Genomic DNA, 15,070 nt, shown 5'->3' with positions numbered 1-15,070 from the left:
AAAGAACATCAAGGCGAAGGAAAAATTATTTAACATTTTTTACAGAAATCAAACTTTACGTTTTCAATCTTTCGCGATTTTGCGGATGATTTTATCGCAAAGCACCACCATGTGATTTTGCTGGTCGATTTTGGTAATGAAAGCCGGATTGATCAGGTGTTTCCGGTGGATGCGTTGGAAATCGAAATGGTCGGCCTCGAAATAAGTTTGGTATTTGCCCAAATTCCAGGAAACGTCATGGTGGCTTTCTATGGTCTGGTCTTTTGAGAGGTAGAAAAGGATGGTGGTGTTCTTCTCTGAATCGCAGCAAATCACTTCTTCGGGCTTGACGTAAATGCCCGATTTCAAAAGTCTTTTGATGCAACCGCTTTTCGCAACCACAAATTTTTCTTTCGTTTTTTTGATATTGCGCTTGCCTTGGCCCATCCTTTTTTTAAGCAGGTCTATCGTTTCCTGCATTTTTTTGCTTAGCGGCGGCTTTCCAAGAAAATTCACCGGATCGAAAGGGAAGGCATCGAGCGCATATTTTTTGTGGTCGGTCAGGAAAACCACGTACGGATGATTGCCTGCGAAAAGTTGCAACAAATCAAATCCGGTTTCTTCGCCCAGGTGAATATCGAGAAAAATGAAATCGGGTTGGAGCTCCGTAATGGCTTGGTAAGCGGTCTTGACGCTGTCGCAATAACCCAAGATTTCGATTTCCTTGGCAAACTCCTCTTTGATCAACGCCTCGAGCGTGATGTAACTGTTGTATTCGTCATCGACGATAATGGCTTTCATAGAAACGAATTATAGGGGAACATTTATTTCAACCTTGGTACCCGAGGCCAAGGGAATGATGTTGAGCGAGCCGTTATTTTTTCGGAGTCGGCTTAAGATTTTCAGGCGCTCGCGGATCAAGTCGATGGCGTGTTGGGTTTGGTCTGTTTTTGGCGCTTCGGAGGGCTTGAATCCTACGCCGTTGTCTTCAATGGTGCAATGGAGCAGGCGTTCGTTTTGCCGGATTTGAATCCGGATCAGCCCGTCGTCTTTTTTGGATACCAGCCCATGCAGGATGCTGTTTTCGACAAACGGCTGTAGCATCAGCGGCGGAATCATGACCCGGTCCCGATTGATTCCCTGATCGACCAAAATCTCATAACGGAACCGGTCGTTGACCCGGGAGCGTTCCAGGTCCATATAATCCTCGAGCATTTTGATTTCGGCCGACAACGGGATTGCTTTTTTTTGCGCGTTGTCGAAAATCCCGCGCATCAATTCAGCGAATTGCGCCAAAAGCTGCGTGGCTTTTTGTCGGTTTTCCTGAATAACGGAGGCCGAAATGGCGTTCAAGGCATTGGACATGAAGTGCGGGTTGAGCTGTAAACGGAAAATGTTGAGGTTGTTCTCAGAGCGCAAACGTTCCAGCTTGTCGCTTTTGCGCTTGCGGTCAATCCAGTAAATGCAGGCCAGCGCAAGGAACAAAACGGCCCCGGAAATGAGCAGGTAATTTTGGCGCCTGATTTTTTCCGCGGCGGTGCGTTTTTCGGCTTCGGCCTCGAACCGGGTTTCCATACGCGCGATGGCTTCTTTTTTATCGACGATGATGCTGTCCTTGACTTTCGAATATTGTTTGTAGGTGTCGAGCGCCAATTCGAATTTTTGCTGTTTCGTATACACTTCGGCCAGCAGCCCGAGCGAATCATAAACGCGCGATCCGGAGCGTGACGATCTGGCTAGCGCCAAGCCTTCGCTCAAGTATTTTTCGGCTTCGGTATAACGGCCTTTGAAAAAATAAGCCTCGCCCAGTCCGCAGAGCAAATCGGGTTTGGCCGACGGATCTTCCGAAGTATAAGCCATGCCTTGGTTGAAATAAGTGATTGCGGCATCATAGTGCTTGCGTTGGGTTTCAATCATGCCTTTGTTCCCGAAACAAAGCGGCAGGATTTGCGTAAAGCCGATCGATTGTGCCATGGCGATGGATTGGTTGGCGTGCGCTTCGGCTTTCTCGAGTTGATGGAAAGCAAGATAACTCGTAGAAAGGGTCAGGTGGATGACGGCAATCGAACGCTTGTCGCCTGATTTTGACGAGATGGAAAGTGCTTTTTTGCCGAATGAAATGCTTTTCTGATGGTCTTTCGAGCCGCGTGTAAATCAGCGCCAGGTTGTTGTAGAGCGTGGCCTTGACGAAATTTCGTTTCTGCTCCGGCACTTTGGGCATCCTTTCGAGCTGTTGCTCGGACGCCAACGAATAGTGGAGGGCTTTCGGATAATCGGCCAGGTTCAGGTAGATGGCTCCCATTTGCCATTTGGCCGAAAAAATACCGTTTTCCCAATCGGCTGCCTTGGAAACCTCGAGTCCTTTTTGGGCATATTTGAGCGCTTCAATGTTGTTGTAATTGATCAGTATTTGGCTTACTTCGAATAGTTTTCTCGCCTTGACCGAATCGGTTTTGGTATACGCGGCAGCGTCACGTTTCATCGCCGCAATGAGCGAATCGTTTGGCTGTTGGGCAAACAGCATCTGGGCCACCAACAAAGGGGCAATCCATAAATATCGCATAGTGATAGAATTCTGTGTATTAGTGTTTGATCAAATATAAATACAATATGTCGGTTTTAAGTACTTCAAGTACAGGTTTTTGCCTTTCAATCATAAAAAGACCCTGTTTAATCACGATAAGCGGTGGCGTCCATTGGGGCGGTTTAAATTTGGGTCAAATAAAAACAAAACCACTTTAAATGAACACATTATGAAAACAACATTACATTTATGGATCTGGGCCGCATTGGTCCTGTGTGGCTCCGAAAGCGCGATGGGGCAGCAACACGTTTGGCGCGTCAATAAAAATACGGCCTACAACCAGTGGACCAACCACCAGGTTTTTACCGAATTGCAACAGGCCATCAACAGCAATGTCGTGCAGACGGGCGACACGATTTACGTGGAAGCCACGGCGCCTTCAGAATACTACCTTCCTGCGACTATCACCAACAAAAAACTGACGATCATTGGGACGGGCTATTTCCTGACGCAGAATCTGGGTTTGCAGCACAATTCCAATACTTCCCGTGTCGCGAGTATTACTTTTGGCCCGGGCTCGAGTGGTTCTTCGGTCTACGGAATCGAGACAACCGGTGGCGCCGGATCCGGCATCCATTTCAGCAACAATGCACTCAGTGACATTACGGTGGCGCGTTGCACGGGATTCATCGAATTCAACAATTCGGTTTCCGTTCCGCTCAACAACATCCGGATCCAGCAGAACCACGTTACGATCAACTTTGGGGCGAGCAACATCAGCCAGTTGTTGGTGACCAATAATTACCTCAAAGTGCTCGAGATCGGGGAATTGGCAGAAGGAAACGTCGCCCAGAATGTCATTTTCACCAATGTCAACATTCGCGGCATCCAGTTTTTCAACAACATTGTGCTCGGCGACATCATTCACCAAAACACCAACAGCGCGGCCAATGTGTACAACAATATTTTCGACTTTGCGCAACCGGCCTGGCTTGTCGGCGGGAACAACAATTTCGGCTTGCCTTCTGAATACATTTTCTCGACAGCACTGACCAGCACTGACGGACGTTTCCAAGTTAGGCCAGCCAACCAGTGCCCGGAATGTTACCAAGGATTTCCATTTCCGACAGGGACAGGCGTGCAGATTGGAATGTTTGGCGGCAACAATCCGCAGGTCGAGGCTTACCGTTTGAGCGGAATCCCAAGTATTCCCAGCATTACCAATCTGTACGGTCCGGCATTGGCGGTCCCCAGCGAAACCATTCCCGTTACAATCAGTACCAGAACCAATAATTAAGGCGTCATGAAAAAATTACTTTTGCTTCTGCTGGCGGCGTTGTGGTCAATTCCGTTTCAGGCACAAAACATCACGAAGATGGAATACTGGGTCGATGCCGATCCGGGGTTCGGGCAGGCATTTCCGATTACGGGATTTGCCAGCCAATCCATGATCAATAATTTTGGGTTCCAGACCATGTCATTGTCCCCGGGTGCACATACCATCGGTTTCCGGACCAGGGACGCAAACGGGCGTTGGAGCCACGCCAATTTCGTCCAACTGTATGTTTCGGCATCCTTGGTGGAATCGGACATCGTTTCGCTCGAATATTTTTGGGATAGCGATCCGGGATTTGGAAATGGACAAGTCGTCGCTTTTTCTCCTTCGGAAACCATCAGCGGGCCCTTCTCGGCAGACGTTCCGCCGCTTTCTGTTGGCGACCATTATTTGTTTGTCAGGAGCCTGGACAGCCACAACCGGTATTCGCATACCAATTACCTGTTGGTCAGTGTTCCGGGTATCGGCTTTGAAGATATGGAAAACGAGTCTTTCAAGATTTATCCCAATCCGGTCGAGGATAATCTTTACATCGACTTAAAGAAAAGTGGCAAAACGCGGCTGCTGTTGTACGACCTGAGCGGCAAAGTGGTGGCCGATGAAGTGATGGACCAATCCACCCAGGTCCCGGTCGGCCATTTGGCTTCAGGCGTCTATTCGGTTTACCTTTGGACCTCGGAAAACACAATCTACACGGCCAAAATAATCAAGAAATAAAACCGAAGATTGCCCGGCCTGATGTCGGGCATTTTTTTTATGGGGAGGGATGTGATTTTGGAATTTCATAAGAAAACTTTAAAATCATGTAAAAGTCAATCAGTGAAGGATTTATAAATTGCAAATTGACTATCCCCAATCATGAAAAAAGCAATTTTCTACCTCGACGACGACACCGACGACCTGCATTTCTTTAAGGAAACCGCCGAAGAAATGGGTCATGAGGTCCACATTTTTGTCAACGGCACGGTCATGCTCAAGGCCCTGACCAAGGGTAAGCCGCTGCCCGATATTATTTTCCTCGACATCATCATGCCGGTATTCAACGGCGAGCAGTTCCTCGATGTGCTCAAAAATTCACCCGAATGGAAACACATTCCCGTGGTGTTGATTTCGGGGGCTTATTCCAAAGGCTCTGTGGCGGGTTACCTCGATTCAGGCGCCAATTATTTGATGAAGAAATCGGTAGACTTCCAGGATTTGCGTTCGAAACTCAAGGAAATCCTTGCGATCGACTGGGCCAATTTCAGGGCCTACAGCTAAGTGATGCCTTCAACCCCTTTTCATGATTCGGTTGCTGGTGTAAAAAATAAAGATGACCACGGCAAAGAAAAGGATGTCACCGCCATCAATATTGAGTCCCGGCGGCGGAGGCGTTTGTGGCGGCGGCAGCGATGGTCTTGAAAAAACGGTTTGGGTCAACAGTACGGCCAGGCTGCACTGGAGCAAAGTAGGGAAAATTTTCATCAGTAGGTTTGTTTGGTTGGCAGGCAAACATAACCCAATGACCGCAGAAGCCGATCGTTCGTTGTTGTGAAGGCGCGAATCGGTGTCGTGGAGGTGAAGGTCACGATCGAACCGGTTGCAAAACAAGAAAGAGCCCCAACGGCTTATAATTTCGATGGCGAATCAAACCGAACCCCTGGCGTACTGAAAGGAACGCTTCCCGGAACCAGAATTTGTGGGTTTACTTTTCCTGTTTCTGTTTTAACTTTTGGATGTTTGTAAAACAGGAATTTGTATAAATCTTCCAAAGCCATATTTTGCAGTTCTAAAATCATTTTATTTTCTATGGGCTTACTTTGAGGGAAATTGCTTTTCTTGAATCGTTGCCGCAAGAGATCCATCAGCAGATGTACACCTTGCGGGTCTTCTTGTTCTTCTTTGGGCATTGGTTTAATTGGTTTTGATGATGAAGCTACCGGTAAACCACCCGAACCCTCTGTTTTCGGCTTATGCAGATGCATCCCCGAAAATACATGATCGACTGGGTTGATTCCTGACTGGCTGTTGAGATCCACCAAATAACCATGCATCCCGACAGACGGAATTGCATTTAAAGGGAACGACACCCTTCGTTCTGATCCATCCAGTTTTCCTTTTTGGTGTAATGTGGCATCCCCAACTTTTGGGGAACCGCCAAACCGTGAATTGCGAAACACGGATTGCTTTTCGGGGCTTTCCTCATATTCGCCATAAAAGAACACATGGTCGGTATTGCCCAATTGATCATCTAACGTACCACTTTTGTTGGGTACTTTTTCACCTTTCTTGGCTTTGCGTATGCGTCTTTCCTTGCTTTGCAATCGGCCCGTGTCCAGAATGGATTCTTCTGACTCGGCATCATAATAGTGTGTGAGCCGTATTTTGTGTGAAAGCAATACCAATCTTGGTTTGAGAGCCTTCATTATCTCGTCTTCCAATTTTGCATTTTGCCGATCCATATACGCTTTATATTCGACCTTAGGATTAAAGGTTCTTGACTCCCGCATCGCATCAATATGGGTAATGCCTGATCCAAACTCCGGCTGATCAACCTTTCTCATCGAATCTTTTGCCGTAAGGGTTCCTTTTGCGTAGGTCAACTTGGCATGTTCTACTTCTAGCAAGTGGAAAGGTAGGTTCTTGAGTTTTTCTTGCGAGGGAGTATCGAACGATTTCAGCAGCAGTTCCCTCATTGCGTTCTCTTCCTGTATGTCCCGAAGCGCATTGTTTTGCCGGTCTCCGAATGTAGGATGTGTAAACTGCCGTTTCTTGCGCTCGATGCGTTCCTGCTCGGTTTCTATTTTTACAGGCGCATTCGTGCGGTTGCGAAGAACCAAGGGTTGATGGGAATGTGAAATATTTTCTATCGAAGGCGGCATCAGGGCGCGCAAATTGTCTACTTTGAAAGTCACCGGGCCCTCGGGGTTGGGGAAATGCAACGTAGCCCCGCCGCCTTTGAACACAGAGATGCTTTGTTGGATAAAATCGGGATTGAGCTCGAAGAACGCCAGCAGGTTCATCAGATGCGGCTCCGGTTTTTTCGCAGACGGATCTTCTTGATGGGCAATCATGCGTTGGCCGGACTGTGCCTGGATCATTTGGCCCAACATCGGAATTGCTTGTCCCATGATGTGAAAATACTGGATTTGCTGTTTGCTGTTCATGCTGAAAAATTCGGGAAGTTCCTCGGCGGTCAGGATCAGGTGCTGGACAAAAGGATGGGTTTGGTGAAAGGCATCCAGTACTTCGGCAGAAACGGTTTTGCGGCTGATCTCCACGCGTTGGATCACGTTCGGGTTTGCGCCTTGCTGCTGCTTGCCCAACAGGCTGTTGTGGGCCATTTCTTGCAATTGCCTTTGGACAACCGCTTGTGGTCTGTTGTCGGTAAATGGTAATGCAGCGGACCCTTTTTTTTGCACTACTTGGCGGCTAGATGGCTGCGTTTCTTTTTCGGATGGTTTGGGTGAAGATTTAAACATAGGCATTACAATTTATCAACATCGACGACTGGTTTTTTTTCTTTGTCTGCACCCGAGGCTTCTTCGGGCGATACAATTTTGAGGGTGTATTTTTTACCGTCGACTTTCCCGATTTTTGGGATTATCATCGAGAAATTTTCGACATCCATTACGACAGCTTTCATGCCCGGCGGGATGACTATTTCCACTTCATCTGGGTAATATTTTTTGTCGGGCTTCAATATTTTTGTGCGACCCTGGAACTTCAATACAGCCAGTTTGGTCAGGTCACCAAATGTGCCTTCGCCGATATCCCCCGCCATGTTTTCTACTCCTTTCGCGGATGGATGCATGCTGGTAAAGGCCGGGAAATTCAAGGAATCTCCTTTTTTCGGGTCACCCATCCATTCGGCTTTGAGTTCTACCCTTTGCGCTTGTATTTCTTGGGTTACCATATCATCGTGGACCGTTTTTTCAAGTACAGCCAATGTTTTTTCTATGAGCGCGATGATGGCCTTGTCTACGTTCCCCGGTAGCAGCCTCCTCAGGAAGTTGTTGATTGGGGCATAGAAATAGGTCGTGTACAGGCATTTGGCCAGTATGCCGAGGTCGAGTTCGCCTTTGCACATTTTGACGCAATATTCGAGTTGTCCTTCGGGGGTCATGTTGTAAACCTTGTCGTGCGGCATGATGGATTTGAGTTGGTCGGGCATCCTGGAGGCAAGGTCAACCACATCTTTTAGCAATTGAACCATAACTTGCTTGTCATTTTCCTCCCGACTTGTCGGCGGTTGGCCCAATTCTGTCCACGGGGATACAGGCCGGTGGAAATCCACAATCAACGATTGCAACATTTTGACATCGGTTTCGTCTACGAGCCATTTTACGCCTCCGGCTTCAAAACGGTAATGGCCGTCTTGCTCAAATGCCTTGCGGATGGCTTTGGGTTTTTTTAGGAGTTCCGTCTTAACCAACCCGATCATTCCTGAATCGTCTTCCCAAGGGATAGGGGTCCATTCTTTTCCCGAATCCATTTTGAGCAACTGTATCGGGGAATTGCTACCGGTTTCGGACTTAAATTTTCGCTGTACCGGGAATTCATTTTGCGCAAGGGCAGGCTTTGTAAAACGATCGTCCATTTTGTGATCGGTATTCCATGGGTTTACTTGCGGACTGCCATGAAGGGCTTGCTGGATTTGTTTTTTTGCCACGGTTCCCGGTCGGTTGTCTACCAAAGCAAGGCCAGGGCTGGATTTCTTTTGGGTCACCTTGCTGTTCAAGGGTTGAATGGTTTTTTCGGGAATAGGTTGTGCGTATGTATCCATGGTCATTGGTTGCAAATGGTTGTTGGCCCCTGGTCTGAAAGGGGGGGGTAAATGAGCGCGGGACACGCTGTCGAAACTAATATTGTGGCAATAGTAATCCTGGAGACGGCCTGAAGTGGTATTGGCGGTCTTGATGTGAATAAAGATAACATAAATATTTGTGAATGAGGAAGTTTTATAAAATTATTAATAAGTGTTAAAATAAAGTTAAATACGATATTATATTTTGTACCAATCAGTACAAAATATATCTTTGTCCCATCAAATTGATCAGAAGATGTCAGGAAGACCCAAAATATTCAATGAATACGACGTAGTCAACAAGGCTGCCGAAGTCTTTTGGGAAAATGGCTATGAAGCATCTTCTTCCGAAGATTTGCTTAAAGCAATGGGAATCGGCAAAGGGAGTTTTTACCTTTTTTTCAAAGGGGGAAAGAAAGAACTTTACGAAAAAGCATTACGTCAATTTGCAGATAACTTGCTAAAAGGTTTAAAAGGTGAAATTGAAAAAAGCAAAGACCCGATTCTTTACCTGAAAGAGTTTTTCTTAAGCCTGTCGTCTTTAAGCGATTCCAACGACGCGAAAGGATGTTTCATGGGAAATGCTTTAGCAGAAATGTCTGCAAAGGATGAATTTACACGCAGGCAGGTAAGTAAATTACTGGTAGATCTGGAAGTGATTTTTACTGAGGCTATCCAAAGAGGCCAACAGAACAATAAATATTCTTTCAAAGCAAGCCCGGAACTTTTGGGCAAGCACCTACTAAACCTTTGGAATGGTATCCATTTAACGCGTCGTATGCCCTCAGAAAAGGCTTCGCTTAAGGAGCTCATCCAGCTAAACCTTGAATTATTGAATTAAATTTTTTTAACCAATTTTGTACCGATCAGTACAAAATAAAATTACGATAAAATGAAAAATAAAATTTTTGGCCAAAAATCAGGTCTTCGAGTATCAGAATTGGCATTAGGAACAGGAAACTTTGGAACTAGCTGGGGGCATGGTGCCGACGCAGAAACCTCTGAAAAGATTTTCAATCGTTATTTGGAAGCAGGAGGGAATTTTATCGATACGGCTGACGGTTACCAAAACGGTGAATCAGAAACCCTGATAGGCAAATTCATTGCAGACAAGCGTCATGACTTGGTTATATCTTCTAAATTTTCTACAGGCGGAAGCAGTATGTTAACGACAGGCAATAGCCGCAAAACGATTATGCATGCTGTTGAACAAAGTCTCAAACGGTTGGGTACTGATTACCTAGACATCTATTGGGCACACATTGCCGATGGGCAAACCCCTATAGAGGAAATCCTACGCGCTTTTGACGATTTGGTTCGCGCCGGAAAAATTCAGTACGCAGGATTTTCTAATTATCCAGCTTGGCAAATTGCCAACGCAAGCCTCTTGGCAGACTTAAGAGGATGGGCACCTATCGTAGGTATTCAAACCGAATACAACTTGATAGAGAGGGCAGCCGATCGTGAATTATTGCCAATGGCCGAAGCACACGGATTGGGTGCTACATTTTGGTCCCCGCTCGCAGGAGGGACCTTGACGGGCAAATACCGCAATAACAATCCTGATGCAGTTTCGAGACAGCAAGCTTGGGGCGGTACATTGGTAAAAGGAGAAACAGGTAATCGCGAATCACAAATCCTTGATGCGCTTGAAGCCATTGCCAAGGATAAAGACGTGACGATGCTCGAAGTGGCATTGGCTTGGGTGCGCCAAAAGCATGACCACAGCGGATTGTCTACTGTAACATTGCTCGGTCCGCGTACCGAACAGCAACTGATAGACAATTTAAAATCACTCGAAGTATCATTGTCTACTGAAGAACTGCAACGTCTTGATTTTTTGAGTGCCATCGACCTGGGTTCGCCTCACGTCATGATCGCTGAATCACAACAGAAAATCTTCGGGCAGTCATCGGGACTCATCGAGAACAAAAAATTTCACTAATCAATTAAATATATAAAAATGATTTTAGTTACTGGAGCAACAGGAGGTTTGGGAGGTGCAACGATTGACGCACTGCTCAATTTGGTTCCCGCCAAGTCGATTGTGGCATTGGCAAGGGATGAAGAGAAAGCACAACAATTAAGACAAAAAGGAATCAGCGTTCGGATAGGGGACTACGATGATTACGACAGTCTGGTGCAAGCATTCTATGGCATCGAGAAATTGGTTTTGGTTTCTGCACCCGCACTTTCAGACCAACGCCACAAAAGGGAAAGCAATGCGGTACAAGCCGCAAAGGAAGCAGGGGTTAAACATATCATATTTACAGGAATCCAAAACCGAAAAGACAGGCAATACATCATGCCGATGGTTACCGAGGTGAGCCTGGACATTGAACAACAAATTAAGGAATCAGGAATGGCCTACACCATTGTTGAAAATTCCATCTATGCAGATTCCGTATCGGTTTTCGTGGGAAGCGATGTACTCAAAGACGGCGTAATTTTTCCGGCAGGGGAAGGACGCATAGCCTACGTTACCCGTGTAGATTTGGGCGAAGGAATCGCAAAGATACTTATAGGTGAAGGGCACGAAAACAAGAAATACACCTTGTCCAATACCACCTCATGGTCATTTGCTGACATTGCAGCAATTATTGGAAAGGCCGCAGGCAAATCATTGGATTACACTGATGCTTCACGTGAAGATTTCATAGCCTATCGCATAGCGACCGACCATTTGCCGGAGTTCGTTGCTGGATTTCTCGCAGATTGGGGAGAGGCGACCAAACAAGGCGAGTTTGCAGAACCCGATCCAATACTTGAAAAGCTTTTGGGCAGAAAGCCAATGAGCCTTGAAGAATATCTTGCAACTGAATACGGCGAAGCGGTATTTCGCCAATCAGTAAATTAAAAACGAAATAAAAAGAATCAATTACCAACCAATCTAAATTGGCAGCCCTTAAATACAGCGTTGTTCTTAAATGGTACAGACTTAGCATTTAAGGGTTTGCCTAAAAACAATAATCGAATTTTAAAATCAATCTGATGAAAACAAAACTTTCACAAATCGCAATTTTCCTCACCCTTGCCACTGGGGTGCAGGATGCCGCAGCACAGTCGGCTGCAACAGCACAAAATCAATACGTAACAATCGACGGGAATAAGATAGCCTACCGTTCAATAGGAAAAGGAAGCCCGATCTTAATGGCCAACCGTATGCGTGGAACGCTCGATACATGGGACCCGCTTTTCCTCGATGAACTTGCCAAGAAACACCGCGTGGTTTATTTCGATTACCCAGGCATCGGATATTCCGAAGGACAACTTCCTGACAACTTCAGCAAAGTCGCAAAGTTTGTCCATGACTTTGCCGACGCGCTCAAGATCAAGAAGTTTACAATGGCCGGTTGGTCTTGGGGTGGTTTCGTCTCACAGACCGTGTTGTTGGAATACCCAGAAATGGTGACACAGGCTATCCTGATAGGAACAAACCCTCCGGGAAAAGTAGATGTACCAATCCAACAATTTTGGGTCGACCGCGCACTCAAACCGATCAACAGCCTCGAAGACGAGGAAATCCTGTTCTTCGAACCTAAATCGGCGGCAAGTAGAAAAGCAGCAAAGGAATCCCGCGACCGCATCTATGCAAGGCCGGGCGTGGTAGACAAAATACCCGCAACCATGGATTTGTTCCAGATGTACCTTAAAGGGCATGAAAAATTCAAGGAAGACAAAGAAAACCGTGTGGAACAGTTGACCAAGACGCAAATCCCTATGCTCATTCTTTGTGGCGATAACGATACGAGCGTCCCGGCATCAAACTGGTATCCGCTTATCGGCAAGATTCCAAATGGACACCTGATTGTTTACCCGCATTCAGGACACGGTCCTCAGCACGAGTTCCCTGAACTGAGCGCACAATATATATCAGACTTCATCAAGAATACGAATTGAGATTTTTGATTGGTTTCCAACGACCGGGGTGCAAGCCCCGGTTTTTTTATGCCGTTTTTGAAAGGGAAGAATCGGCGGTTTTTTGCAGGTAATCAAACTCGATAATGATGGCCAACCCGTTCTCTGAAACGATATTCAAATCGGCGTCGAGGTCGGCGCTCAACCCCTTGATGAGTTTCATCCCCAACGATTGGTAGTCAATGTCGGGACGGTAGTCAGGTATACCCTTCCCGTTATCCTTGATAGATAGTTTTAGCCTGCCGCTTGAAATCCGTTTTAATGCTATCGCGATCAAGCCCTGTTGGTTTTCATCGAAACCGTGTTTAAGTGAATTGGTAATCGCCTCGTTGAGTATCAAGCCGGTCGGGACTGCCTGTACCGCATCGAGTTCGATATTTTCGGCATCGATATCAAATACAATCCTTTGGCCTGTATTATAGCTTTGCCTGAAATACTGAACAAGCTCGCCGATATAGACACACATATTGATCGAGACCACATTCTCGGTCTGGTAGAGTTTCTTGTGGATAAGCGACATCGAATAGATTCGATCCTGGCTTTCTTTTATCGCAGCCATCGCCGTTTCGTCCTTAAGGTAGTGCGACTGTGCATTGAGTAGGCTGATTACCATTTGGAGATTGTTCTTGACCCGATGGTGGATTTCCCTTACCAGCCATTCCTTTTCCGTGACCAATTTTTCAAGCGCACTGTTTTTTTGGTCGATCTCATTCTTCTGTGAATCGAGCATTCGGTTGGTCTTTTGCTTGATCCGGTAACGGTTGTAGAGCAGTACCAAGATGACGGCGAACACACCCACGCTGGCAAATGCAATGTTACGCATCAGGTTAGATTTGCTCAGCTTGCTTTGCTGCAACTCGCTTTGTTTTTTCAGCAACAGCAGGTCGCTGTCTTTTTTCTCGGTTTGGTATTTCACCTGCAATTCCGCGATTTCGCGGTTCTTTTCGGTGTCTAGAAGGCTATTCTTTATTTCGTTCTCCCTTTTATAGTTGGCCAGCGCAGCATCGAAATTTCCTTGCGCCGAATCGATTCGGAACAGCATGTGTTGCATATCTTTCTCTACTATAGGGTTCTTGAATCGCTCGTTATACTTAAGGTAATTCTTGGCATATTTCCGTGCAAGGCCATATTGTCCTGTTCTGTACAGGTATCCCGTCAGGCCGTTATAAAGGGGCTCTTGCCGATCGTCATCGGGTGCCATCTTATCTGACAACGCCATGCTTTTGTTGGCATAAGGCTCGGCCTTTTTGTATTCATTGAGTGAGGTGTATGACCTGATTAAGGTCCCGATATTGTAGATTTGACCAGACGGGGACAGTTTGGCAAAAGTCTGTTCCATCCCTTTCAGTACATTTAACGCGGCATTCCTGTCCTTGGCGAGCATATAGTTCCGGAAGAGTATGGCCTCGATTTGGTTCGTCGTGCTGTAATCGGTATAATTACGGGATATTTCAAGGGCTTTGCGCAGGTAGTACATTTCTTTGTCCTTATCTTCGACGTGTCCGTGCACTACCCCTGCATAGAAATTCACCTGTACGGCTTCTTGGTCGTTCTCGTTGAATTTTTCTGCAAGCCTCACTGCCTTAAGGGCATGTTCCATGGCAGGTTTGTATTGGCCTTGGGCATCATAGAGTATGCATATCCAGGATTCGAGGAATTGGTTGTCCTGTTTCCCTGCCGATTCATTCAGCGCGATGCTTTTCTTGAACAACTCGATCCCGGGGTTTATCTTTCCGGTATTGGCAGTGAATTCGGCTATCTTCGCCACCGCCACCGCCTGGTTTTTGGTATCCCCCGCCTCCTTGAAAATCTTTTCGGCTTTTTCGGCTATGGCTACGCTTTCGGCAGGGTTTCTCTCGTCGGCTCGCGACAGCAGTTGCGCTATATAGGCTTCCCCTAGCAACGGGTTTTTGTCGCCAAGTTGTGCGATTGCTTTGTTTGCCCAAGCTTCCGCTTGGCCAAATTGTTGTTTTCGTAATGCGATTTTCGAATACAGGATGTAGGATTTGGCCAATCCGTTTTTAGATGAGGTGCTTTTCTTTTCGGCTCTTTTTGTATAGAAGTAGGCACTGTCGAGCGACCTTGGCCGTGAAACCTTGTTCGATTCTTTCAGGTGGTAATCGGCCAGTTTCAGCAATGCGGCGATTTGTGTAGAATCGGGTTTATTGGTCTTGATGTTTTGGTACAGTTGCTTTGGCGCGTGGTTTTGCGCTAGGCAGGGGATGGCTGCAAATACGGCTAGGAGGAGGGCGATAATTCTGGCCATTATCTTTTTGTTTGGTTAGGAATAGCAATGGCGGGTAGGTAAGTGGTTGGGGTTTAGGATTTAAAGTTAAGGAAATTAAATGTATTTTCTTGCCGTTCTGGTGTGGTTATTTTTGGGTATTGTTTACCCGAACAAGACCCGAAGGAGACTCGAACAAAACACCTCAAAAATGCGAAGAACCGGTCAAAACCGGTCAATATACATCAAACCCCCTCAAATCCAGTCAATACCTGTCAAGAATTGCCGGGGTGGGCAGATTTG

General features: G+C 46.4%; 13 protein-coding genes. 7 read left to right on the top strand and 6 right to left on the bottom strand.

The annotated features are described in order from the left end of the window. Positions 1-63: 63 nt before the first annotated feature. Both QM717_RS07040 and QM717_RS07035 read right to left on the bottom strand, forming a co-directional pair. Positions 64-780, bottom strand: a complete 717-nt coding sequence (locus QM717_RS07040; RefSeq protein ID WP_415036258.1) for a LytR/AlgR family response regulator transcription factor — start codon at positions 778-780, stop codon at positions 64-66. A 9-nt stretch (positions 781-789) separates the two neighbouring features. Beyond that, entirely contained in the window at positions 790-2,073 is a 1,284-nt protein-coding gene (locus QM717_RS07035; protein ID WP_415040087.1) for a histidine kinase, read from the bottom strand. Between the two features lie 659 nt (positions 2,074-2,732). On the opposite strand from QM717_RS07035, the gene QM717_RS07030 reads away from it, so the two are divergent. The 3 genes from QM717_RS07030 to QM717_RS07020 all read left to right on the top strand — a co-directional run bounded on the left by QM717_RS07030 (position 2,733) and on the right by QM717_RS07020 (position 5,099). Further along, complete coding sequence (locus QM717_RS07030) at positions 2,733-3,800, top strand: hypothetical protein (protein ID WP_415036256.1); 1,068 nt, start codon at positions 2,733-2,735, stop codon at positions 3,798-3,800. Positions 3,801-3,806: 6 nt separating this feature from the next. After that, positions 3,807-4,556: a T9SS type A sorting domain-containing protein gene (locus QM717_RS07025; protein ID WP_415036254.1), complete on the top strand. Its 750-nt coding sequence runs from the start codon at positions 3,807-3,809 to the stop codon at positions 4,554-4,556. 141 nt (positions 4,557-4,697) lie between these two features. Then, positions 4,698-5,099, top strand: coding sequence for a response regulator (locus tag QM717_RS07020; RefSeq protein ID WP_415036252.1), 402 nt, complete (start codon positions 4,698-4,700; stop codon positions 5,097-5,099). 9 nt (positions 5,100-5,108) lie between these two features. On the opposite strand, the gene QM717_RS07015 is transcribed toward QM717_RS07020, so the two are convergent. The 3 genes from QM717_RS07015 to QM717_RS07005 form a co-directional block, all read right to left on the bottom strand. After that, positions 5,109-5,303, bottom strand: a complete 195-nt coding sequence (locus QM717_RS07015) for a hypothetical protein (RefSeq protein WP_415036250.1) — start codon at positions 5,301-5,303, stop codon at positions 5,109-5,111. A gap of 143 nt (positions 5,304-5,446) precedes the next feature. Further along, the gene (locus QM717_RS07010) at positions 5,447-7,300 is read right to left on the bottom strand and encodes a hypothetical protein (RefSeq protein ID WP_415036248.1); all 1,854 of its coding nucleotides are present in this window, start codon (positions 7,298-7,300) and stop codon (positions 5,447-5,449) included. A gap of 5 nt (positions 7,301-7,305) precedes the next feature. Next, positions 7,306-8,604, bottom strand: a complete 1,299-nt coding sequence (locus QM717_RS07005) for a hypothetical protein (RefSeq protein WP_415036246.1) — start codon at positions 8,602-8,604, stop codon at positions 7,306-7,308. Between the two features lie 277 nt (positions 8,605-8,881). Here QM717_RS07005 and QM717_RS07000 point away from each other — a divergent pair, with 277 nt between their 5' ends. From QM717_RS07000 to QM717_RS06985, 4 genes are all read left to right on the top strand, one after another. Further along, positions 8,882-9,466, top strand: coding sequence for a TetR/AcrR family transcriptional regulator (locus tag QM717_RS07000; protein ID WP_415036244.1), 585 nt, complete (start codon positions 8,882-8,884; stop codon positions 9,464-9,466). A 51-nt stretch (positions 9,467-9,517) separates the two neighbouring features. Then, entirely contained in the window at positions 9,518-10,570 is a 1,053-nt protein-coding gene (locus tag QM717_RS06995) for an aldo/keto reductase (protein ID WP_415036242.1), read from the top strand. 18 nt (positions 10,571-10,588) lie between these two features. Then, positions 10,589-11,482 (top strand): NmrA family NAD(P)-binding protein, encoded by an 894-nt coding sequence (locus tag QM717_RS06990; RefSeq protein WP_415036240.1) that lies wholly within the window; start codon positions 10,589-10,591, stop codon positions 11,480-11,482. A 134-nt stretch (positions 11,483-11,616) separates the two neighbouring features. After that, on the top strand, positions 11,617-12,525 hold the full coding sequence (locus QM717_RS06985) for an alpha/beta fold hydrolase (protein ID WP_415036238.1): 909 nt from the start codon (positions 11,617-11,619) through the stop codon (positions 12,523-12,525). Positions 12,526-12,571: 46 nt separating this feature from the next. Here the strand turns inward: QM717_RS06985 and QM717_RS06980 are convergent, their stop codons facing one another. Continuing rightward, positions 12,572-14,809, bottom strand: a complete 2,238-nt coding sequence (locus QM717_RS06980) for a histidine kinase dimerization/phosphoacceptor domain -containing protein (RefSeq protein WP_415036236.1) — start codon at positions 14,807-14,809, stop codon at positions 12,572-12,574. Positions 14,810-15,070: the final 261 nt, after the last annotated feature.

This window comes from Flavobacterium sp., from assembly GCF_047602195.1.
Classification (GTDB): domain Bacteria; phylum Bacteroidota; class Bacteroidia; order Flavobacteriales; family Flavobacteriaceae; genus Flavobacterium.
Note: the sequence above shows the minus strand (reverse complement) of the source record. Positions and strands in the feature narration are given on the sequence as shown.